The organism is Streptomyces sp. BE303, from assembly GCF_036290945.1.
GTDB lineage: Bacteria > Actinomycetota > Actinomycetes > Streptomycetales > Streptomycetaceae > Kitasatospora.
Genome location: NZ_JAQYWZ010000767.1, coordinates 227,424 through 249,059, shown reverse-complemented (window position 1 = coordinate 249,059; position 21,636 = coordinate 227,424). Strand labels below are relative to the sequence as shown.

The following is a 21,636-nucleotide window of genomic DNA, read 5'->3' as shown; positions in this document are numbered from 1 at the left end:
GCCCCTACACCAGCAACCAGGAACGAACCGAAGCGCTCCCCGACTTCCTGCACGCCTACAACTACCATCGCTGCCACACCGCACTCGGAGGCCAACCCCCGATCACGCGTGTCAACAATCCTGCGGGTCAATACAGCTAGCCGGCGGCCCGGAGGTTGGCCGTGACCCAGGCGACGACGTCAGTGGTCGGCGTGCCCGGGGTGAAGATGTCGGCGACGCCCATCGCCTTGAGCTCGACGATGTCCTCGTCCGGGATGATGCCGCCGCAGAAGACCTTGATGTCCTCCGCGTCGCGCTCCTTCAGCAGCTCCAGCACCCGCGCGCAGAGCGTCATGTGCGCCCCGGAGAGGATCGAGAGCCCGATGCCGTCCGCGTCCTCCTGGATCGCGGTGTCGACCACCTGCTCCGGCGTCTGGTGCAGCCCGGTGTAGATGACCTCCATGCCGGCGTCGCGCAGGGCGCGCGCGATGACCTTGGCGCCGCGGTCGTGGCCGTCCAGCCCCGGCTTGGCGACCACCACGCGGATCGGTCCTGACACACCCATCACTGCCTCCTGGACCTCGTCGTCCACCACCCCACCGGACCTTGTGGGCACGGGCGAGGTTAACGCGCAATAACCAATCTGAGGGGAGGTTAGCGTCACGCGCCCCGGTTGGCCCGACCGCCCCTCAAGAGGAGGGGAAAATCACAGGCTGCCGGGGCCCGACCGCTTCCGGTCCCACTCTCCGATGTACCCCACAACCGCACACCCGCAGCCTCTTGACATCCGGACTTTTGTCCGGATGTCGGACTTCCGGCTACAGTCTCGGCTGTTTTCCCCTCGCCCGACGACGCGCCCGAGGCCCACCGAGGAGACAGCCCGCGATGGTTCCCGAAGCAGCCGCCCGCCCCACCCGTGCGGAACTGCGCGTGGCAGCCCGCGAGCAGTCGCGCGCCCAGCGCCGCGACGCCGCCAAGGCCGCCACCCGGACCGCACTGCTCCGGGTCGCGCTGCCCTCGGTGGCCGCGCTCGGTGTGGCCGCGGCTGCCGCGATCTCCGTCCAGGGCGAGGCCGACCAGCAGCGTGCCCAGGCAGCCGGCCGGCTGTCGGAGGAGGCCGCCGCCGCCTCGGGCCCGGCCTCGCAGGAGTCGGCCGCACAGGCCGCGCAGGCCGCACAGCAGGCCCTCGCCGCCGGGGACGCCGCCCAGGCCTCCCGCGGCGACGCCCGGCAGCCCCTCTCCGGCGCCCAGGGCACCCCCGACACCGCCACGCAGGCGGTCGCCGCCGAGGCCCCGAAGCCGCCGGAGCGTCCCAAGGTCTCCCTTCCGGTGACCCAGGCCGGCCTCGGCGAGGTGTTCGGCGCGGCCGGCACCCACTGGGCCAAGCGCCACACCGGCATCGACTTCCCGGTGGACGGCGGCAGCCAGGTCCTGGCCGTCACCGACGGCACCATCCGCACGCTGTGGAACCCGTCGTACGGCTACATGTCGATACTCAGGATGGCCGACGGCACCGAGGCCTGGTACTGCCACCTCCGCTCGTACAAGATCCGCAAGGGCACCGTGAAGGCGGGCGACGTCATCGCCTTCGTCGGCAACAGCGGCAACAGCACCGGCCCGCACCTGCACTTCGAGATCCGCCCGGCCGGCGGCGGCGCGCCCGTCGACCCGCTGCCCTGGTTCCTCGCCCAGGGCGTCGACCCGCGCTGAGCCCGGCACCGGCCGGGCCGGCCCGCGCCCGACCCCGCGCCGACCACCGGTCGGCGCGGGCCGTACGAGCCCCGAGCGGGCCCCGGACGGGCCGACCTAGAGCTTCTCCACCGGCGCGTACCGCAGCAGCAGCTGCTTGCGCCCCTCCGTACCGAAGTCCACGGTCGCCTGCGCCTTGTCGCCGACCCCCGTGGTGGCCACCACCGTGCCCAGCCCGAACGTGTCGTGGGTGACCCGGTCGCCGACCGCCAGCCCCACCACCTCACGCTCGACCGCCCCGCCGGTGCGCCGCGCCGACTGCCCCCAGCCCGCCTTCGGCGAGGCCGTCGCCGACCCGCGCGACGATCCGCCGCGCGAGGAGCCGCCCGACGCGGAGCCGCCCCAGGACGACCCCGAGGAGTACCCGCGCGAGGCCGGCGCCGACGCCGCCCCCCGGCGCTTCCACTCCACCAGGGGCTCCGGGATCTCCTCCAGGAACCGCGACGCCGGGTTGTACGCGGGCTGCCCCCAGGCGCTGCGCAGCACCGACCTGGTCAGGTAGAGCCGCTGCCGCGCCCTGGTCAGCCCGACGTACGCGAGGCGCCGCTCCTCCTCCAGCTCCTTGACCTGGTTGAGCGCCCGCATGTGCGGGAAGATGCCGTCCTCCATGCCGGTCAGGAAGACCACCGGGAACTCCAGGCCCTTGGCGGTGTGCAGGGTCATCATCGTGATGACGCCCCGCCCCTCGTCGTCCTCGTCCGGGATCTGGTCGGAGTCGGCGACCAGCGCGACCCGCTCCAGGAAGTCGGGCAGCGAGCCGACCGGCGGCGTACCGTCCTCCCCGGCGTCCGGCCGCTCGCCCGGGTCCTGCTCGTACTCCAGGGCGACGGACGCCAGCTCCTGGAGGTTCTCCACCCGGGTCTCGTCCTGCGGGTCGGTCGAGGACTGCAGCTCGGCCAGGTAGCCGGTCTCCTCCAGCACCGCCTCCAGGACGGCCGCCGGGCCGGCGCCGGACTCGACGACCTGCCGGAGTCCGGCCAGCAGGGCGTTGAACTTCTTCACCGCGTTCGCCGAGCGGGCCGCCAGCCCGTAGGCCTCGTCGACCCGGAGCAGCGCCTGGGCGAACGAGATCCGCTCGCGCGCGGCCAGCGCGTCGATCATCGCCTCGGCGCGGTCGCCGATCCCGCGCTTGGGCACGTTGAGGATCCGGCGCAGCGGCACGGTGTCCTCGGGGTTGGACAGCACCCGCAGGTAGGCCAGGACGTCCTTGACCTCCTTGCGCTCGTAGAAGCGCACCCCGCCGACCACCTTGTACGGCAGGCCGACGCGGATGAACACCTCCTCGAAGACGCGGGACTGCGCGTTGGTCCGGTAGAAGATCGCGACGTCGCCGGGCTTGGCGTCGCCGGCGTCGGTGAGCCGGTCGATCTCGTCGGCGATGAACTGGGCCTCGCCGTGCTCGTCGTCCGCGACGTAGCCGACGACCTTCTCGCCGTGCTCGCCGGCCGTCCAGAGCTTCTTCTCGCGCCGGCTGGTGTTCCGCTCGATGACGGCGTTGGCGGCGCTCAGGATGGTCTGGGTGGAGCGGTAGTTCTGCTCCAGCAGGATCGTGGTGGCGTTCGGGTAGTCCTCCTCGAACTGGAGGATGTTGCGGATCGTCGCGCCGCGGAAGGCGTAGATCGACTGGTCCGCGTCACCGACCACGCACAGCTCGGCGGGCTCCACCTCGGCGAGCCGTCCGGCCGCCGGGTTCACGAAGTCCCCGTCGACGGTGCGCTTCGGCGCGGACGCGGCGGCGCCCCCGCTCAGCTCGCGGACCAGCATGTACTGGGCGTGGTTGGTGTCCTGGTACTCGTCGACCAGGATGTGCCGGAACCGCCGCCGGTAGTGCTCCGCGACGTCGGGGAAGGCCTGGAGCAGGTTCACCGTCGTCATGATGATGTCGTCGAAGTCGAGGGCGTTGGCCTCGCGCAGCCGCCGCTGGTAGAGGAAGTACGCCTCGGCGAGCTTCTTCTCCGTCGGGTTGGCGGCCTGGTCCGCGTAGGTCTCCTCGTCGATCAGCTCGTTCTTGAGGTTGCTGATCTTCGAGGTGAAGGACTTCGGCGGGAACTGCTTCGGGTCCAGGTCGAGGTCCCGGCAGACCAGGGCCATCAGCCGCTGGGAGTCCGCCGAGTCGTAGATCGAGAACGACGAGGTGAAGCCGAGCAGCTTGGACTCCCGGCGCAGGATCCGCACGCAGGCGCTGTGGAAGGTGGAGACCCACATCGCCCGGGCCCGCGGGCCGACCAGCTGCTCGACGCGCTCGCGCATCTCGCCGGCCGCCTTGTTGGTGAAGGTGATCGCCAGGATCTCGCCCGGCTGCACCCCGCGCGCGCCCAGCAGGTGGGCGATCCGGTGGGTGAGCACCCGGGTCTTGCCGGAGCCGGCGCCGGCCACGATCAGCAGCGGCGAACCGGCGTGCACGACCGCCTCGCGCTGCGGGTCGTTCATCCCGTCCAGCAGCTTCACCGGGTCGATCACCGGCCGGGCGGCGCCGTTGCGGTACCAGGCGTCGCGATCGGCCTCGGCGTCGCTCCCCGGCTCGCTGAAGGCCGCGGTCCGGAACAGTCCGTCCGGGATCGCCTCCTCGTAGGCGTCGTACGGGGCGTCGTCCTCGTACGCCGGCGGCTCCTCGGCGGTGGGCGGCGCGGGCTGCTTCGACCCGGCGGCGGGGGCCTCGAAACCGGGGAGCGGAAGGTCGTCAAAGAGGCTATTCATGGCACTCCGAGTCTATGGCCACCCACCGACAGACCCGCCCGGTCGCTGCGGACCGGGCGGGCTGCGGGCGGGCGGTCAGACCAGTCGACGCGCCGTGGCCCACCGGGTCAGCTCGTGCCGGTTGCTCAGCTGGAGCTTGCGCAGCACCGCCGAGACGTGGCTCTCCACCGTCTTCACCGAGATGAACAGCTGCTTGGCGATCTCCTTGTACGCGTATCCGCGCGCGATCAGCCGCAGCACCTCCCGCTCGCGCTGGGTCAGCCGGTCCAGGTCCTCGTCCACCGGCGGGGTGTCGGTCGCGGCGAAGGCGTCCAGCACGAACCCGGCCAGCCGCGGCGAGAAGACCGCGTCGCCGTCGGCGATCCGGAAGATCGCGTTGACCAGGTCGGTCCCGGTGATGGTCTTGGTCACGTAGCCGCGCGCACCGCCGCGGATCACGCCGATCACGTCCTCGGCCGCGTCCGAGACCGAGAGCGCCAGGAACTTCACGCCCCCCTGCTCGCCCATCAGCCCGGCCGAGCGGCGCAGCACCTCGACCCCGCCGCCGCCGGGCAGGTGGACGTCGAGCAGCACCACGTCGGGCCGCGTCTCGGCGACCACCCGGACCGCCGACTCCACGTCGTCCGCCTCGCCGACCACGTCGATGCCGGTCGTCTCGGTGCGCCCGATCTCCGCCCGGACCCCCGTCCGGAACATCCGGTGGTCGTCGACCAGCACGACCCTCGCGGTCCTCCCCGGTTCCCCGGCGGGGGGAATCCCCGCCGACGCTGCCTCAGTCATCCGACCTCTCCATCTCCAGCTCGACCTCGGTGCCGCCGTCCGGCGCGGGCCGCACCCGTGCGGTGCCGCCGTTGCGCTTCATCCGGCCGAGGATCGACTCGCGTACGCCCATCCGGTCCTCCGGCACCGTATCGGGATCGAAGCCGGGACCGTGGTCGCGGACGAACACCATCACCGTCCTCCCCTCGACCTCGGCGTAGACCTGGACCGGTCCCCCGCCACCGTACTTGGCCGCGTTGACGGTCGCCTCCCTCGCGGCCTGCATCTGTGCCGCGATCCGGTCGTCCATCGGGCAGTCGCCGACGATCACCAGCTCGACGGGGACGCCGTGGCGGTCCTCGACCTCGGCGACCACCGCGCGCAGGGACTCCGCCATGGTGTCCGGCGCCGCCTCGGCCGCCGCCTCCGGCCGGTAGAGCCAGAGCCGCAGTTCGCGTTCCTGGGCCCGCGCGAGCCGCAGCACCTCCTTGGGGTCCTCGGCCCGACGCTGGATCAGGGTCAGGGTGTGCAGCACCGAGTCGTGCACGTGCGCGGCGATCTCGGCCCGCTCCTGGGCGCGGATGCGGGCGGTCCGCTCGGCCCCGAGGTCCTGCCACATCCTCAGCGCGTACGGGCCGACCAGTACCAGCACGCCGGCCAGCACCGCGAGCGAGGCCTCGACCACCGAACCGATCGTCGAACCGCTGCCCTGGGTGGCCAGGAAGGCGATGGTGCCCGCCACCACCAGCAGCACGCCGGCGCCGACCCGGGTGTAGGCGCCGCGCCGCCGGTCCCCCTCCTCCAGCCCGAACCAGCGCTGCCAGCGCGAGTCGTCGGCCTGCCGCCAGACCAGCGCCACACCGACGCCGATCGCCAGCAGCGGCCAGGTGTAGGGCTTGGCGGTCTGCACGTTGAGCGCGTTGAGCAGGGCGATCACGCCGATCACCAGCATCACCAGCGCGGCGAGCTGGCCCAGCCCGCCCTGCCGCTGCGAGCCGGTCGCCGCACCGTCCTCCGCCGCCGAGGCCGGAGAGGCCGCAGAGGCCGCAGAGGCCGCAGAGGCTGCGGGGGCCGCGGGGGCCGCGCCGCCCGCCACCCCGGCGGGCTCGCCCTGCAGGGCGTGCTGCAGCACCTCGCGCAGCCGGCCGATCCATCCTCCGCGCCGGCCGCCCTTGCTCAGCTCCGTCCCGGCCGTGCCGTCCCCCGCCCAGGAAGCGGCCGGCACGAACACGCCGTTCACGTACACCCAGTGCGTCCCGCCGCGCTGCGCCGGTTCGCCGATGCCGATCGGCACCACGAACCAGAACGCCGCGTACAGCAGCCCGCCGACCCCCTGCGCGAAGAAGAGCAGCACGAAGGCGACCCGCACCCAGCTGACGGGCAGTCCGAGGTGCACCGCCAGCCCGTGCGCGACCCCGCCGAGCATCCGCCCCTGCGGGCTGCGGTACAGCCGGCGGTACGGCGGCCGCCCGTCGCCGGGCACGGCCGGGTCGACGCCCCCCGGCGGCGGGGCGTCGGGGGTGAGGGGACGGGGATCGGAACCGGGTGCTGCCACGGCACCGATCGTTCCACGCGGGTCCGCCCGGACGCATCAGGGTGGACCCCTGACCCTTCTCAGGGACAAGTCAGGGTCCGGACAGGGCTCGCACCGGTTGGGCGCGGCTCCGGCACCCACCAGGATGGTGGCTATGACCGAAGACCCCCGTACCGAGGAGATCGAGGAGGCCGGGCCGAGCGCCCCGCCGGCCCCGGACCGTCCGCCGCTGAACCGGACCGAGCACCACCGCGTGGTGGCCGGCGTCTGCGGCGGTCTGGGCCGGCACCTGGACATCGACCCGGTGGTCTTCCGCGTCGTCACGGTCGTGCTCTGCCTCTCCGGCGGCCTCGGTCTCTTCCTGTACGGGCTCGCCTGGCTGATCGTCCCGACCGAGCCGGTCGCGGACGGCAAGGGCGGCAGCCGCTCCGGCCGCACCGAGCTCCAGCGGGTGCTCACGGGCCGGGTGGACGGCCAGTCGGTCGGCGCGGTGCTGCTGACCGTGATCGGCACCGGCGTGTTCTTCTCCTCGATGGGCGACGGCGACCAGCTCTTCCCGCTGCTGCTGCTCGCCGGGCTGGTCTTCCTGGCCGTCCGCTACGACCCGGAGCGCCGCCGCGGCGGCCGGATCCGCGGCCGCCGCCGGCACGGCCTCGGCGGTCACGGGGGTCACGGCCACGGAGGTCCCGACGGCCACGGGTCGCACGGCGGACCGTACGACCGGTACTTCCCCGAGTCCGAGCCGGCCACCGGCGCGGACCACCGCCGGCCGCACGAGGCCGAGGACCAGGAGGCGCGCGAGCGGCACGCCCGGGACCGGGCCGCCGGGACCGTCCCGGCGGACACCCCTCCCACCGGTCCGACCGGCTACCTGTGGGACCCGCGCCACCCCGAGCGCAACCCGTACGGCGGAGCCGCCCCCGCCCCGCCGTACGGCGGGGCGACCCCGCCGCCCGGGACGCCCGCCCAGCCGTGGTGGCAGCGGACCGACCTCCCGCAGGGCGACCCGCTGCGCAAGGAGGGCGGCCCGGCCGTGCCGCCCCCGCCGGTGACGGTGCACCGGCGGGAACGGTCCCCGCTCGGACTGATCGGCCTGCTGCTGGCGGTGGGTGCGGCCAGCGCCGTCTGGTCGGCCTCCGCCGACGGCGGAGCCGCCCTGCTGACCGGCACCGTGCTGGCCACCGCGCTGCTGGTGATCGGGCTGACCCTGCTGGTCGGCGCCAAGTTCGGCCGGGCCCGCAGGCTGGTGGTGCCGGGCCTGCTGCTCACCGTGGCGCTCACCGCCGTCGGCCACTCGTCGGTCTCGGTGCAGAACCTGCTCGGCGACCGCACCTGGGCGGTCGCCTCGGCGGACGAACTGGAGCAGAAGTACACCCTGGGGCTCGGCTCGCTGCGGCTGGACCTGAGCGCCCTCGACCCGGCCGGCGGCACCCTGAGCACCACCGTGGAGCTCGGTGCCGGTGACCTGACCGTGGTGGTGCCGCCGAACGTCACGGTGACCATGCGGACCGAGGTGGGACTGGTCGACGTCAAGGTGCCGGGCGCCGAGACCAGCAGCGAACGCGGTTCCCGCAGCTACCTGCTGCACCCGGCGAACGGCCAGGCATCCAAGGGCACGCTCGACCTCACGCTGATGGTCGGGCTCGGCGACATCAAGGTGGTCCAGTCGTGAGGAAGCACCAGCTCGACCTGTTCTCCCTGATCGCAGGAGGGCTGTTCACCGTGATCGCGGTGCTCTACCTGGTGGCGGCGGTCAACGACGTCTCGGTCAACGGCCGCATCGTCATCCCGGTGACCTTCATCGTGCTGGGCCTCGGCGGCCTGGCCGGGGCGGTGGCGGCGGCGGTCCGCCGCTCCCGGCCGGACACCGAGGGGAAGTAGGCCATCCGGGCCAGCCCCCTCCCCGGGGGCCCCGGGGAGGGGGCTCAGCTCTCCAGCGGTCCGAGGTGGAGCTTCTCGCCCTCCTTGGTCACCCGGTACTTCGGCAGCGGCTTGGTGGCCGGGCCGTTGAGCACCGCACCGGTCGCCGCGTCGAACCGGGAGCCGTGGCAGGGGCAGTACAGCTGCCCGTTCTTCGGGGCGTCGACCGCGCAGCCGGAGTGCGTGCAGACCGAGGAGAGGGCGCAGTACTGGCCCGCCTTGGGCTGGACCACGAAGAGCGCGTCGCCGCTGGACGGGTCCTTGACCTGGGCCGAGCCGCCGACCGGAACGCTCGCGGCGTCCACCGTGACGGGCGGTGCGGCGGACGCGGGCGCGGCGGACTGCTTCGGCTTCCCCGCCGCCCCGTCCCGCCCGAAGGTGGCGGTCAGCGAGCCGGTGAGCAGCCCGGCGCCGCCCATGGCGACGGCCGCGATCCCGCCGTCCACCAGGGCCCGCCGCCGGACGTGGTCCTCGGACAGGCCGCGGGAGCGGTCCCGGGCGGCCCGCCGGGCGAGGTAACCGTCCACCGAGAGGTACGGGGTGCCGGCCAGCACCAGCGGGGTCCAGGCCATCAGGTAGACGAGGTCGTTGCCGAGGTAGTACGGCGAGACGTTCCAGCTGACGGTAAGCCAGAGACTCAGGCTGAGCGCGGCGCCGCCGGCCGCGGCGAGGCGGCCCCAGAGGCCGACCAGGGTGCCCAGGCCGACCGCCAGCTCACCGAAGGCGACCAGCAGGCCGAACAGGGTGGGGTGGTCCAGGGCCGGGCCGAGCAGGAAGGAGATCGGGCTGGAGCCCTCGGCGAGCGCCGTCTGCGAGACGAAGGAGGCCGGGTCGCCGGAACCGGCCAGGTAGTGGGTGTCGGAGAGCTTGTCGAGCGCCGCGTAGACGAAGGTGACGCCGAGGAAGATCCGCAGCGGCAGCAGCGCCAGCCGCGAGCCGGCCGCCTTCCACCCGGCCGTCCGGCCGGTTCCGCCGCCCAGGCGGGTACCGCCGGTGCCGCCGCTTCCCGGGCCGGTGCCTCCCGGGCCGCTGCCGGTGCCGTCCGGAGTCGAACCGGCCGTTCCCGCGCCGGCCGCCGCCTGACCGGCCGCCGCGGAGCTGCTGGCCTCCGTCATTCCCCACACCTTCCCTCGCCGGCCCGCCACCGCCTGACAGGTCCGGACGCATTCTGCCCGGTCGTGAGCGCTTTCGGTGGGAGGTCCCACCCGGTGGGCACCCGGTCCACCGCGAACGGCCGCGCCGCCGTTCCCCTGGTACGGGAACGGCGGCGCGGCCGTTCAGGACCGGTCCGTCCGGGACCGGGCGGGAGTGCCTACTCCCACTCGATGGTGCCCGGCGGCTTGCTGGTGCAGTCCAGCACCACGCGGTTGACGTCGGGGACCTCGTTGGTGATCCGGGTCGAGATCTTCGCCAGCACGTCGTACGGCAGGCGCGACCAGTCGGCGGTCATCGCGTCCTCGGACGAGACCGGACGCAGCACGATCGGGTGACCGTAGGTGCGGCCGTCACCCTGGACGCCGACGCTGCGGACGTCCGCGAGCAGGACCACGGGGCACTGCCAGATCTGACGGTCCAGGCCGGCCGCGGTCAGCTCCTCGCGGGCGATCGCGTCGGCCTCGCGGAGCAGGTCCAGGCGGTCCCGGGTGACCTCGCCGACGATCCGGATACCCAGGCCGGGGCCGGGGAACGGCTGGCGCTGGACGATCTCCTCCGGCAGGCCGAGCTCCTGGCCGACCATCCGGACCTCGTCCTTGAACAGCTTGCGCAGCGGCTCGACCAGCTGGAACTGCAGGTCCTCGGGCAGGCCGCCGACGTTGTGGTGGGACTTGATGTTGGCGGTGCCGGTGCCGCCGCCGGACTCCACCACGTCCGGGTACAGGGTGCCCTGGACCAGGAAGTCGACCGACGCGCCCTGCTCGCCGGCCTCGGCGATGATCTCGGCCTGGGCCTGCTCGAAGACCCGGATGAACTCCCGGCCGATGATCTTGCGCTTCTCCTCCGGGTCGCTGACGCCCTTCAGCGCGGCCAGGAAGCGCTCCTGCGCGTCGACGACCTTCAGCTGCACGCCGGTGGCGGCGACGAAGTCCTTCTCGACCTGCTCGGTCTCGCCCTTGCGCATCAGGCCGTGGTCGACGTAGACGCAGGTGAGCTGGTCGCCGATGGCCTTGTTGACCAGGGCCGCCGCGACCGCCGAGTCCACGCCGCCGGAGAGGCCGCAGATGGCGCGCTTGTCGCCGACCTGGGCGCGGATCAGCGCGACCTGCTCCTCGACCACGTTGCCGGTGGTCCAGTTCGGCGCGATGCCGGCGCCGCGGTAGAGGAAGTGCTCCAGGATCTGCTGACCGTGGTCGGAGTGCAGCACCTCGGGGTGGTACTGGACGCCGTAGAGGCGGGCCTCGTCGTTCTCGAAGGCCGCGACCGGCACCACGTCGGTGGACGCGGTGACGGTGAAGCCCTCGGGGGCGGCGGAGCAGGCGTCGCCGTGCGACATCCACACCGAGTGCTCCGCCGGGACGCCCTCGAAGAGGGTCGAGCCGGTGCGGGAGACGGTCAGCGGGGTGCGGCCGTACTCGCGGGCGCCACTGTTGTCGACGGTGCCGCCGAGCGTCTTGGCCATCAGCTGGAAGCCGTAGCACATGCCGAAGACCGGGACGCCGGCCTCGAAGATCGCGCGGTCGAGCTGCGGCGCGCCCTCCGCGTAGACCGACGAGGGACCACCGGAGAGGATGATCGCCTTCGGGTTCTTGGCGAGCATCTCGGCGACCGGCATGCTGCTCGGCACGATCTCGCTGTAGACCCGGGCCTCACGCACGCGGCGGGCGATGAGCTGGGCGTACTGAGCACCGAAGTCGACCACCAGGACGGTGTCGGTCTCAGGCACGGACTGGACGGGAGTAGCAGGGGACACAGACGGCCTTCCGGCAGCGGTACGAAAGGTGTCGCACGCGGCGCGTCCTCCGGAGGGGTGGCCGCGGGCGACGGGCGGGGGTCTGCCGTCGAGTCTACCGGCCACCCGCGTTTCACTCGTCTGCCCGCCCTCGCGGCCGTGACCGCGCCGGTGCCGGTTCGTTTCTCCTGGCGACCGTACGACCGCGCCGCGCCCGCCAGGCGCGCCGCCTCCGCCCCGGCCAGGGGCGCCGCCGTACGGGCTTGCAGGACCACGCGTGGAGCTCAACCCAGTCCACCGGCGCACGTGGCGCCGTCGCGGAACCGGCCTCCGGCCGGACGTGACGCGCCGTGGGACCGTGCGCGGGTGCTGCGGCCGGCCAGCAGGGGACAGCGACCCCGGCCGCGACTGGACCAAGGAGGTGGGGCGGTCGGCCACCGGGGACGCCCGGGGTCCGACCGCCGCACCCCGGCGCGATCCCGGCGCACTTCGTTCACCGTCCCACGCCGCTACGCGCGTCCCCGTGCGCTCCGCCCGAGTCTCACTACTCACCGTGATCATCGCTGCCGCCCGGCCTGTACGCCCCCGGGCCCGCCACTGCTGCCCCGGGCTTGCCCCGGCCATCGGGCCCCGCCGGAAGCGCGCTGGACCGAATCATGCCGAATCGGTTGCAGAGCAAGCCCTCCGTCCAGCACGATGCTGCTTGGAAGAGCTTCCCCCGGCGGCTGCAAAGCCGCCCGAGGGGCGCCGTCCCGGTGCCGCCGCGACCCTGGTGGCAACGATTATCACCTCACGCTCCGTGAGCGAGGGCCCGGCTCAGGCATGCCGGAGGCCCACCGCCGCGGACCGCGTGCGCCCCGTGCACCGGCCCACCCTTCGCCGGAGCGGCGGCGCCGCCCTACCCGACAGCCATCCGACCGACGGCGCTCCTCCCCCGGCGCCGTCACCCCAGCACCGGCGCAGCCCTGACGCCGCGTGCTGAACGACAAAGGGCCCCGTTCCCCCGCGGGGCCCTTTGCCCTGTCCGGGCACGGGCGGTGGGGGCGGCACGGGCAGCAGGGGCGTGCGTCACCGTGGCGCACGCCCCTGAATCACTACGGCTGGTCGCGCCAGACGCTCGGGTCGACCGGGGAGTCTGCGCCCGGTGCCGGCCCGGCCCCCGCCCCGGAGCGGCGCGACGCCGGTTCCTCGGACGACCCGATCACCTCGCTCACCCCCGGCCAAGCAGCTGACTCGGACGCGCCGTCCGGGCCGGACGCACCGGACGCCTTGTCCGGCCCGGACGGCCCGGACGGCCCGGACGGCCCGGACCCGTCGGTCGGCCCGGGGACGAACGGCTCCGGGGCCGACTCCGGACCGAACGCCCCGAAGCCGACCGCGCCCGGCCCGGCCTGCGCCGGCACCGCGCCGTACGGACCGCCCTGCGCCGAGCGGCCCCGCGCCGCGGCCAGCACGAGCGGCACCGCCAACGCCCCGATCGCCGCCCAGACCGCGTTGGCCACCAGCAGGGTGCCCGGCACCAGGGCGACGCCGTACTCGTACCCGACCTCCCGGACCGTACCGAGGTAGCGGGCGGTGGACCCCGACGAGACCAGCACCCCGGACACCAGCATCAGCAGGCTGAGCCCCGCCGCGTACACCGCAGCCAGCCGGAGCCGGTCGGCCGCGTCGAGCCGGCGCCGGTACGCCGTCCAGCCGAGCACCAACGCGGCGGACAGCGCGAGCAGCCCCGTCCAGCGCCAGTCGGCGCTCTCGCCCTGGAGGTCGAAGAACGAGAACTCGTCGGCGTCGTTCCGCCCCCGGTACCAGTCGGAGTCGCCGGCCGGGCTCTCGCGGGACGTCCGGAAACTCGCCCCCGAGCCCACCCCGAGCAGCACCAGACCGACGTTGGGCAGGAAGGCCACCGCCGAACCGGTCATGAGGCCCTCGCCCTCGACGGCGATCAGGACGAAGCCCACCGCCGCCGCGAGGCCGACCGTGAGCACCAGCGCCCGGGCAGCCGCCAGCCCGGCGACCGCCCAGCCCCGCACCGCACGGTTGCGCCAGGCCGCCCAGCGCAACGCGTCCGTCCCGTGGACCGCGAAGGCGAGCAGTCCGGCGGACAGCAGCGTCCAGCCGACCGCCTCCGGCCAGCCAGCCGCCGCCGTGTTGGAGAGCCGGCCGTCGAACACGTCGCCCGGACCGTCGGCCGCCTCGTAGCCGCCGGACGGCCACGGGGACCACGAAGCACCGGCGACCAGCGCGGAGCGCCGGGCGCCAGTCCGCGCCGACCACCCGGCCGAGCGCGACGGACCGGCCCGCGGCCGGGTCGTACGGCCGCCCCGACCCCCAGGTTCCGCCCGGAGCGGGAGCACCGGGCGGCGCCGGAGGCAGGAACGGCGGAGGCAGGTCCGGCACCGGAGGCAGGAACGGCGGTGGCGGCGCGGCGGGCGGCAGGAGCGGCGGCGCCGACGGCAGGCCGCAGGAGGCGCAGGCGAGCGCCCCCTCCGCCGAAGTCGCACCGCAGGATGCGCAGATGGCCATGGACCGTGTCCCCCGTCCGAACGAACTCCTGGTCCCCCCAGGGAGCCCTTTTCTCCCACCGGTCACGGACGGCTGTCAACCGGCTTCGGCGCGGCGCGGGTTGACCGCGGCGCGGGTCACGTCGCTGGTCGCGCCGCGGTCGAACGACCCGGGGCTACCCGCGCCTCTTGGGCACCTCCGGCACCGCCAGCAGCGGCAGCCGCAGCGCGCCGAAGGCACCGGCCGGCACCGCCGGGTCGGCGGGGGCGACCGGCCCGGTCCGGCGGTACGCCTCGCCGGGCGCCGGACGGGTGTCCTCCTCGCCCTTGTTCGGCCACATGGACATGGCCCGCTCGGCCTGCGCGGTGATGGTCAGCGAGGGGTTGACGCCGAGGTTGGCGGAGACGGCCGATCCGTCCACCACGCTGATCCCGGGGTGTCCGTAGAGGCGGTGGTAGGGGTCGACGACACCGGTCTCCGGGGAGTCGCCGATCGGGCAGCCGCCGAGGAAGTGCGCGGTCATCGGGATGTCGAAGATCTCGCCGGCGCTGCTGCCGGCGAAGCCGTTGATCTCGTCCGCGAGCGCCCTGGCGCCCCGCTCGGCGGCCGGGATCCAGGTCGGGTTGGGTGCGCCGTGCCCCTGGTGGGAGGTGAGCTTGCCCTTGCCGAGGCCCTTCTCCTTCAGCGACACGGTGATCGAGTTGTCCAGGGACTGCATCACCAGGCCGATGATCGTCTTCTCGGACCAGCGGTGCTGGTTCATCGAGCGGGCGAAGGTCACCGGGTGCGTGACCGAGGTGCCGAGGTAGCGCAGCCAGCGCGGCAGCTTCCCGCCGCCCCTGACCTGGGCGATCGACAGCGCGCCCATCGCGTTGGAGCCCTTGCCGTAGCGGACCGGCTCGATGTGGGTGTTCTCGTCCGGGTGGATCGAGGAGGTGATCGCGACGCCCTTGGTGAAGTCCGCGCGGGCGCCGTAGCGCCGGTCGGTGGTCTGCGCGCCCACCAGCGCCTCGGAGTTGGTCCGGGTCAGCTCGCCGAGCCGGGCGGAGATCCGCGGCAGGTGCCCGCCCGCCCGCATCCGGTGCAGCAGGTTCTGGGTGCCGTAGGTGCCGGCCGCGACCACCACCCGGGCGGCGGTGAGGGTCCGCGCCCCGGCCTTGACCGGGTCGGTGGTGGAACGGGCGTCGGTCCGCCGGACGTCCACCGCGTAGCCCTCGCCCCACTCGCGGATCCGGGCCACCGTGGTGAGCGGGTGGATCTCGGCGCCGCCGCGCTCGGCCAGGTACAGGTAGTTCTCGGTGAGCATGTTCTTGGCGCCGTGCCGGCAGCCGGTCATGCACTCGCCGCACTCGACGCAGGCCCGGCGGGCCGGACCGGCGCCGCCGAAGTACGGGTCGGCGATCTCGGCGCCCGGCGCCGTCCTGGCCTCGCCGTCCGCGTCCCCACCGTCGCCGAAGAAGACGCCGACCGGCGCCAGGTGGAAGGTCTCCCCGACACCCATCCGCTCGGCGGCGGCCCTGAGGTGCACGTCGGACGGGGTGACCGTCGGGTTGAGCCGGACGCCCAGCATCCGCTTCGCCTGGTCGTAGAACGGCGCCAACTCCTCCTGCCAGTCGGTGATGTGGCGCCACTGGCGGTCCTCGAAGAAGGCCTTCGGCGGCACGTACAGGGTGTTGGCGTAGTTCAGCGAGCCTCCGCCGACCCCGGCGCCGGCCAGGATCAGCACGTTGGCCAGCAGGTGGATGCGCTGGATGCCGTACAGACCGAGCTTCGGCGCCCACAGGTAGTTGGGCAGGTCCCAGGAGTTCCTGGGCAGTTCGTCGCGCTCGAAACGGCGCCCGGCCTCCAGGACGGCGACCCGGTAGCCCTTCTCGGTCAGCCTCAGCGCGGAGACCGAACCCCCGAAACCGGACCCGACCACGATCACGTCGTAGTCGAACCCCCGGTCACCACCGGATGCCACCATCTGCCACTGCTCCTTCGGAAACGGGACGAACGGGGAGGAACGGACCGGCCGGCCGGAGGGCCGGAGGGCCGCAGAGGGCCGGCCGGAGGGCCGGAGGCGGCTACTTGAACCGGAGGGCCTTCAGCACCCGCAGCCCACCGGTCATCACCGCCGCGAACTGCCGGTCGTCCAGGCCGAACGCGGGCGCGATCGGCATCAGCCGCTGGCCGGCGATGGTCTGCGCCTCGGTGAACCGCAGGATGCCCTCGGCGCCGTGCCGCCGGCCGAGCCCCGAGTCGCCCATGCCGCCCATCGGCGAGGCGACCGAACCGTACGCGGCCGCGTACGCCTCGTTGATGTTGACCGTGCCGGTGCGCAGCCGGGCCGCGACCGCCCGGCCGCGCCGCGCGTCCCCGGTCCAGACGCTGGAGTTGAGCCCGTACGGGGTCGCGTTGGCGGCGGCCACCGCCTCGTCCTCGGTGTCGAAGCGGTAGATCGAGACGACCGGGCCGAAGGTCTCCTCGCCGCAGACCGCCATCTCGGGGGTGACGCCGTCCAGGATGGTCGGCTCGTGGAAGAACGGGCCGAGGTCCGGCCGCGCCTGTCCGCCGGCGACCACCGTGGCGCCGGCCTTGACCGCCTCCTCGACGTGCCGGGTGGTGGTCTCCAGTTGCCGGCCGGACACCAGCGAGCCCATGTCCGCACCGTACGCGAGGCCACCGCCGAGTCGCAGCGCCTTGGTCGCGGCGGCGAACCTCGCCAGGAACTCGTCGGCCACCGAGCGGTGCACCAGCAGCCGCTCGATCGAGATGCAGAGCTGGCCCGCGGACGAGAAGCAGGCCCGGACGGCCCCCTCGGCGGCCCGGGCGAGGTCGGCGTCGGCCAGGACCAGCATGGCGTTCTTGCCGCCGAGTTCGAGCGAGGCGCCGACCAGCCGGGCGGCGGCGCGCTGCGCGACGTCGCGGCCGGTGCGGGTGGAGCCCGTGAACGAGACGTAGTCGGCGTGCTCGACCACGGCCGGGCCGATCACCGGCCCGTCACCGATCACCACCTGCCACAGATCGGCCGGCAGCCCGGCCTCGATCAGCAGCTCGCGGGCCCAGAGCGCGGTCAGCGCGGTCTGCGTGTCCGGCTTGTTGACCACCGCGTTGCCGGCCACGAAGGCGGGGAGCGCGTCGCCGACCGAGAGCTCCAGCGGGTAGTTCCACGGCGAGATGTGGCCGATCACGCCCTTGGGGCGGCGGGCCTCGACGGTCCGGGTGAGCACCGGCAGGGCGCCGCCGCGCCGCTTGTCGCGCAGGTAGCCCTGGGCGGCGCGGGCGTAGTGGCGGGCGCTCATAGCGACGGCGAGGACCTCCTCGAAGGCGTGCAGCCGGGCCTTGCCGGTCTCCGCCTGGATCAGGTCGAGCACCTCGTCCTGGCGCTTGAGCAGCAGGTCGTGGAAGCGCAGCAGGACGGCGGCGCGCCGGCGTACGGGCAGCGCGGCCCAAGCCGGCTGGGCGCGGCGGGCGAGTTCGAAGGCGACCTCGACGTCGGCCGGCGTGGACTGCGGCAGACCGGCCAGCCGGTCGCCGGTGAGCGGGGCGACGGTCTCCACCACGCGGGGCTCACCGGTGGCGGTGACCCCGGTGACGAGGCGGTCGACCAGCGACGGCGGGACCGCCGAGGCGACGGTGCGCCCGCCGCCGGGCGCCGCGGGATTGCGGCCCGGCGAGCCGGTGCCGGCGGGTTCGGTGGCCGTGGCAGCTGCTGTGAGGTCCGTCATAGGGCGCAGCCTAGGCGCTCCGCGGCCGGTTCGGTACCCGTCGGTAACAAGAAACCGCGGAGGACCCCCGGCCCGGCCGGATCAGCGGGTCGGCGTGAAGTGGTTCAACACCAGGGTGAACCGCCGCTCCCCCTCCTGCCAGTCCTTGTCGTTGTCCGGGCAGGACAGGTAGACGGCGTACGCGGTGCCGTCGTCGTCGATGAACTCGGCGTCGACGGCCCGCCGCCGCCCGCCCTCCTTGGCCGCGTAGCTGAACTCCCAGACCGCCGCGTCGTGCCCGTTCACCGCGACGCTGGTGAGCTTGTGCTGGCGGTACTCCTTGCGCTTGGAGACGGTGGTCTCCATCTGCTTCAGGTGGTCCAGCGGCTTGACCGACTGGCCGACGGTGACGGCGAACTGGAGGTAGTGCACCATGTTGTCGGGGCTGTAGTAGATCTGGTTGCCGTCGGTGGAGCGCTGCCAGGCCGGCGTGGCCACCGGCAGCGGGAAGCGGAAGCCCGCCGGGTCGTCCACCCAGCGGTAGCCGGTCGGCGCGGGCCCGGAGTCGATGTCGCCGGAGCCGGTCGGCTGCGGCCCGGTCACGGTCGGTGTGGGCTTGGCGGTCTCCGTCGTGCCGCTGGGCCGGGTGGCCAGGAAGGTGGCCCCGGCGGCGGCCACGGCCACCGCCAGCGCGATCACGACGACCTGCACCACACCCCGGCGCCTGGCGGGCCCGCGCGCGGGCGCATCGGTGTAGGCGACCGGCGCGACCGGTCCGGTGGGCGCCCCTTCGGCCGCCTCGTGCCCCCTGAATGCCTCCGGGAGCTGCCCCGACGCCTGCCCCGACACCTGGCCGGGCACCGGCCCGGCCGGTTCCGGGGCCGCTCCGGGGCCCGACGGCGCCACCGGACGCGGCACGGTCGGCGCCTCCGGCTCCGCACCCGCCTCCGCACCCGTCTCCGGCCCGCCCGGCTCCCCGGACCGGTCCACCACCGGCACCGACCGGGTCGGCGTCCGCACCTGACCGACCGGCTTGAAGCCGATGGTGTGCCCGGCCTGCACCTCGGCCAGCATCCGGGCCGCCTCGTCCGCGGTCGGCCGGTCCGCCGGGTCCTTGGCCATCAGCGCGGCCAGCACCGGCCCCAGCGGCCCCGCCCGGCGCGGTTCCGGCAGCGGATCGCCGACCACCGCGGCCAGCGTCGTCAGCGGCGAGGTGCGGCGGAACGGCGAGTCGCCCTCCACCGCCGCGTACAGCGTCGCCCCGAGACCCCACAGGTCCGAGGCCGGGCCCGGCCGCTCGCCCTGCGCCCGCTCGGGCGCCAGGTAGTCCGGCGACCCGACGAGGTCACCCGGCCGGGTCAGCTCCGCCGAGCCCTCGTACGTCGCGATGCCGAAGTCCAGCAGCACCGCCCGCCCGGTGCCGTGCTCCAACAGCACGTTGGCCGGCTTCACGTCCCGGTGCAGCACGCCCAGCTGGTGCCCCCGGTGCAGCGCGGCCAGCACCTGGCTGCCGACCTCGGCGGCGGCGCGCGGCGGCAGCGTGCCGTCCTGACTGATCACGTCGGCCAGTGACCGGCCGTCGACCAGCTCCATCACGATCCACGGCCGGCCGTCCTGCTCCAGCACGTCGTGCACGGTGATCACACCGGAGTGCTTGATCCGGGCGGCGGCGCTGGCCTCCCGCTTCATCCGGGCGTGCAGGATCTCCAGCTCTTCCTCGGGCAGGTGGTTGACGGTGAGCTCCTTGACCGCCACCTCGCGGTCCAGCATCCGGTCCCGGGCCCGCCAGACCGTGCCCATCCCGCCCCGGCCCAGCCGGTCGCCCAGCTCGTAGCGTCCGGCCAGCAGCCGCTCCCCGGCCGCCTCCGCCCGGTCCTCCGCGCCCATCCGCGACCGCTCCCCCTCATCCACCTGCCGTCACCACGACGGAGGGCCCGGTACAGACCACTCGGTGCAGACCACCAGTCGAACAAATCTCACGGACACACTAGGCGCCCCGTCCCGGCCCCGGTAATCTCCCCCACCCGCAGACCCGGCGGTGGCGGCCCGGCCCGACCCCGTCAGCCTGCGAACATCACCACGGCCGTCATCCCGAGCACCAGCAGCAGGAACACCCCTCCGACCAGCACCGGGCCGAGCAGCGCCGGCGGTATCAGCGGCCGGCGGTTCCGCCCGGGAGCGCCCTCCTCCGGGGGCCGCTCGGCCGTGACGGAGCCGCGCGGACGCCGCCGGCGCGGCGCCGGCACCACCGGGCCCTCCGGCCGCAACTCCAGTGCCCGGGCCGCCCGTTCCTCCCCGACCGGCTCGGGCGCACCCGCCAGCAGGGCCGCCAGCTCCTGCCGGACCTCCACCGCCGTCGGGCGCCGGGCCGGATCGGGCTGCAGCAGCCGCTCCACCAGCGGCCCCAGCGGCCCGCACGCCGCCGACGGCTCCCGGCGGCCGTCACGCACCGCCGTCACCAGCTCCGGCACCCCGCCCTCCGGGTACGGCGAGCGGCCGGTCACCAGCCGGTACACCAGCACGCCGAGCGCCCAGCAGTCACCCGCCGGGCCCCCGTCCAGCGGCCACCGCTCGGCCACCGGCCCGGCCAGGGTGGCCCGCACCTCGTACCGGCGGCGCCCGCCGGGCCCGCCCAGCTCCTCGGCCAGCGCCTCCTGGGCGACCCCGGCGAGCAGCCCGCCCAGCAGGGCGGCACCGTCCTCGCAGACCAGCACCGACTCGGTGGTCAGGTTGCCGTGCGCCAGGCCCGCCTCGTGCAGCGCCCGCAGCGCGCCCGCCAGGTCCGCCGCCAACTCGGCCACCCGGTAGGGCGGGAGCGGACCGGCCGCGGCCAGCTCGGCCAGCGGCACCCCCGCCGGACGCTCCTCGACGGTCCAGAGCAGCTCGCCCTCGACGAAGGCGCCGGCTCCCTGGAGAAGCCGGGGGTGCCGCGGCGCGGCGGAGCCGACCACCGCCACCCGGCGGACCAGCTGGTCCCCCTGCTCCGGCACCGGGTCGTCCGGCTCCCGCCCTCCGGTCAGCAGGGCGGGCAGCTCCAGCGCGCGCAACCGCACGACGTCACCGGTCCGCTCGTCCACGGCGAGCGCGCTCAACGCCGCCGGACGGTCAGTCAGCCGGTAACGCCCGGCCAGCATCTGTCCCGGACCCGCTCGCATGCGTGTTCCTCTCGCTCACCACCCAGCCTAAGGTGTCACCGTCCGTTCCCGCCGGGCGCGCGACGCGCCCCCCGCCGTCGGCCGGGACACATCCGCGGGGCGCGCACTCCCCCTCGGACCCGCACGGCCCGCGCCCCGGCACCGCCCTCCGGTCCGAGACGCAGGGGCGCAGGGGCGGACCCGCCCGACGAACCGTCGGATTAGGCTCGATCCCATGGACTGGACCGATCTGATCGACGCGGCCTTCGACGTGGCCGGCAACAGCAGCAGTGATTCCCGGGCCACGGCCCTGCGCACCGTCGAGGCGAACGTCGCGCCCGACGAGAAACCGGTCGCCTCGACGGCGGGTCGACATCCCGATCACTTCCGCAAGGGCGTACTGGTCCTGACCACCCATCGGCTGCTCTTCCTGAAGGACGGGAAGCCTCCCGTCCCGGTTCCGCTCTCCGCGGTGACCGACGCGACCGTCACCAGGACCCGGATCAACGGGGAGGTGCTCCTGGTGGTCGCCCTCACCGGCTCGCACCGGTTCGAGGACGTGGTCAAGGCCGAGATCTTCGCCGAGCAGGTCCGGGCCGCAGCCCGGCTGGCCCGCAACGCCGGGCAGCAGGCGCTCGCCGCGCCGGCCGCCGCGCCCGCCGCACCGGCGTCCTCCGGCGCCGACCTGCTCGACCAGTTGGAGCGGCTGGCCGCCCTGCACGGCGCGGGGGCGCTCACCGACGAGGAGTTCAGCAGCGCCAAGCGTCGCCTGATCGGCTGAACCCC

The 21,636-nt window shown here is 74.3% G+C and carries 15 protein-coding genes and 1 pseudogene; 5 read left to right on the top strand and 11 right to left on the bottom strand.

Translation table 11 applies throughout. The features are described from left to right. A pseudogene (locus PUR56_RS24130) lies at positions 1–140 on the top strand (IS481 family transposase); the annotation flags it as partial. Here PUR56_RS24130 and PUR56_RS24125 read toward each other — a convergent pair. Further along, positions 137–544, bottom strand: coding sequence for a cobalamin B12-binding domain-containing protein (locus PUR56_RS24125; RefSeq protein WP_329885338.1), 408 nt, complete (start codon positions 542–544; stop codon positions 137–139). The pseudogene PUR56_RS24130 and the gene PUR56_RS24125 sit on opposite strands and share 4 nt — an antisense overlap. 320 nt (positions 545–864) lie before the next feature. Here PUR56_RS24125 and PUR56_RS24120 point away from each other — a divergent pair, with 320 nt between their 5' ends. Further along, a complete protein-coding gene (locus tag PUR56_RS24120) occupies positions 865–1,689 on the top strand; it encodes a M23 family metallopeptidase (protein ID WP_329950418.1) in 825 nt (274 codons plus the stop codon). A gap of 96 nt (positions 1,690–1,785) precedes the next feature. Here the strand turns inward: PUR56_RS24120 and pcrA are convergent, their stop codons facing one another. From pcrA to PUR56_RS24105, 3 genes are all read right to left on the bottom strand, one after another. After that, on the bottom strand, positions 1,786–4,425 hold the full coding sequence (pcrA, locus tag PUR56_RS24115) for a DNA helicase PcrA (RefSeq protein WP_329950417.1): 2,640 nt from the start codon (positions 4,423–4,425) through the stop codon (positions 1,786–1,788). A gap of 75 nt (positions 4,426–4,500) precedes the next feature. Next, complete coding sequence (locus tag PUR56_RS24110; RefSeq protein WP_329885341.1) at positions 4,501–5,205, bottom strand: response regulator transcription factor; 705 nt, start codon at positions 5,203–5,205, stop codon at positions 4,501–4,503. Further along, positions 5,198–6,667, bottom strand: coding sequence for an ATP-binding protein (locus PUR56_RS24105; RefSeq protein WP_329950428.1), 1,470 nt, complete (start codon positions 6,665–6,667; stop codon positions 5,198–5,200). The genes PUR56_RS24110 and PUR56_RS24105 overlap by 8 nt, the downstream gene beginning before the upstream one ends. 205 nt (positions 6,668–6,872) lie before the next feature. On the opposite strand from PUR56_RS24105, the gene PUR56_RS24100 reads away from it, so the two are divergent. Both PUR56_RS24100 and PUR56_RS24095 read left to right on the top strand, forming a co-directional pair. After that, positions 6,873–8,390: a PspC domain-containing protein gene (locus tag PUR56_RS24100; protein ID WP_329950416.1), complete on the top strand. Its 1,518-nt coding sequence runs from the start codon at positions 6,873–6,875 to the stop codon at positions 8,388–8,390. Further along, positions 8,387–8,599: a hypothetical protein gene (locus PUR56_RS24095; protein ID WP_329885343.1), complete on the top strand. Its 213-nt coding sequence runs from the start codon at positions 8,387–8,389 to the stop codon at positions 8,597–8,599. Before PUR56_RS24100 ends, PUR56_RS24095 begins: the two co-directional genes overlap by 4 nt. A 44-nt stretch (positions 8,600–8,643) precedes the next feature. Here PUR56_RS24095 and PUR56_RS24090 read toward each other — a convergent pair whose 3' ends face one another. From PUR56_RS24090 to PUR56_RS24060, 7 genes are all read right to left on the bottom strand, one after another. Beyond that, the gene (locus tag PUR56_RS24090) at positions 8,644–9,753 is read right to left on the bottom strand and encodes a Rieske 2Fe-2S domain-containing protein (RefSeq protein ID WP_329950415.1); all 1,110 of its coding nucleotides are present in this window, start codon (positions 9,751–9,753) and stop codon (positions 8,644–8,646) included. A 197-nt stretch (positions 9,754–9,950) separates the two neighbouring features. Then, positions 9,951–11,546, bottom strand: a complete 1,596-nt coding sequence (gene guaA, locus PUR56_RS24085; protein ID WP_329950414.1) for a glutamine-hydrolyzing GMP synthase — start codon at positions 11,544–11,546, stop codon at positions 9,951–9,953. A 1,073-nt stretch (positions 11,547–12,619) separates the two neighbouring features. After that, the gene (locus PUR56_RS24080) at positions 12,620–13,696 is read right to left on the bottom strand and encodes a hypothetical protein (RefSeq protein WP_329950413.1); all 1,077 of its coding nucleotides are present in this window, start codon (positions 13,694–13,696) and stop codon (positions 12,620–12,622) included. A 506-nt stretch (positions 13,697–14,202) separates the two neighbouring features. Then, entirely contained in the window at positions 14,203–15,993 is a 1,791-nt protein-coding gene (locus PUR56_RS24075; RefSeq protein ID WP_329950412.1) for a GMC family oxidoreductase, read from the bottom strand. 100 nt (positions 15,994–16,093) lie between these two features. Continuing rightward, on the bottom strand, positions 16,094–17,737 hold the full coding sequence (locus tag PUR56_RS24070; RefSeq protein WP_329950411.1) for a succinic semialdehyde dehydrogenase: 1,644 nt from the start codon (positions 17,735–17,737) through the stop codon (positions 16,094–16,096). 81 nt (positions 17,738–17,818) lie between these two features. Beyond that, positions 17,819–19,603, bottom strand: coding sequence for a protein kinase domain-containing protein (locus tag PUR56_RS24065; protein ID WP_329950410.1), 1,785 nt, complete (start codon positions 19,601–19,603; stop codon positions 17,819–17,821). Between the two features lie 173 nt (positions 19,604–19,776). Further along, on the bottom strand, positions 19,777–20,871 hold the full coding sequence (locus tag PUR56_RS24060; RefSeq protein ID WP_329885350.1) for a protein kinase domain-containing protein: 1,095 nt from the start codon (positions 20,869–20,871) through the stop codon (positions 19,777–19,779). A gap of 214 nt (positions 20,872–21,085) precedes the next feature. Here PUR56_RS24060 and PUR56_RS24055 point away from each other — a divergent pair, with 214 nt between their 5' ends. Beyond that, complete coding sequence (locus PUR56_RS24055; protein WP_329885351.1) at positions 21,086–21,631, top strand: SHOCT domain-containing protein; 546 nt, start codon at positions 21,086–21,088, stop codon at positions 21,629–21,631. Positions 21,632–21,636: the final 5 nt, after the last annotated feature.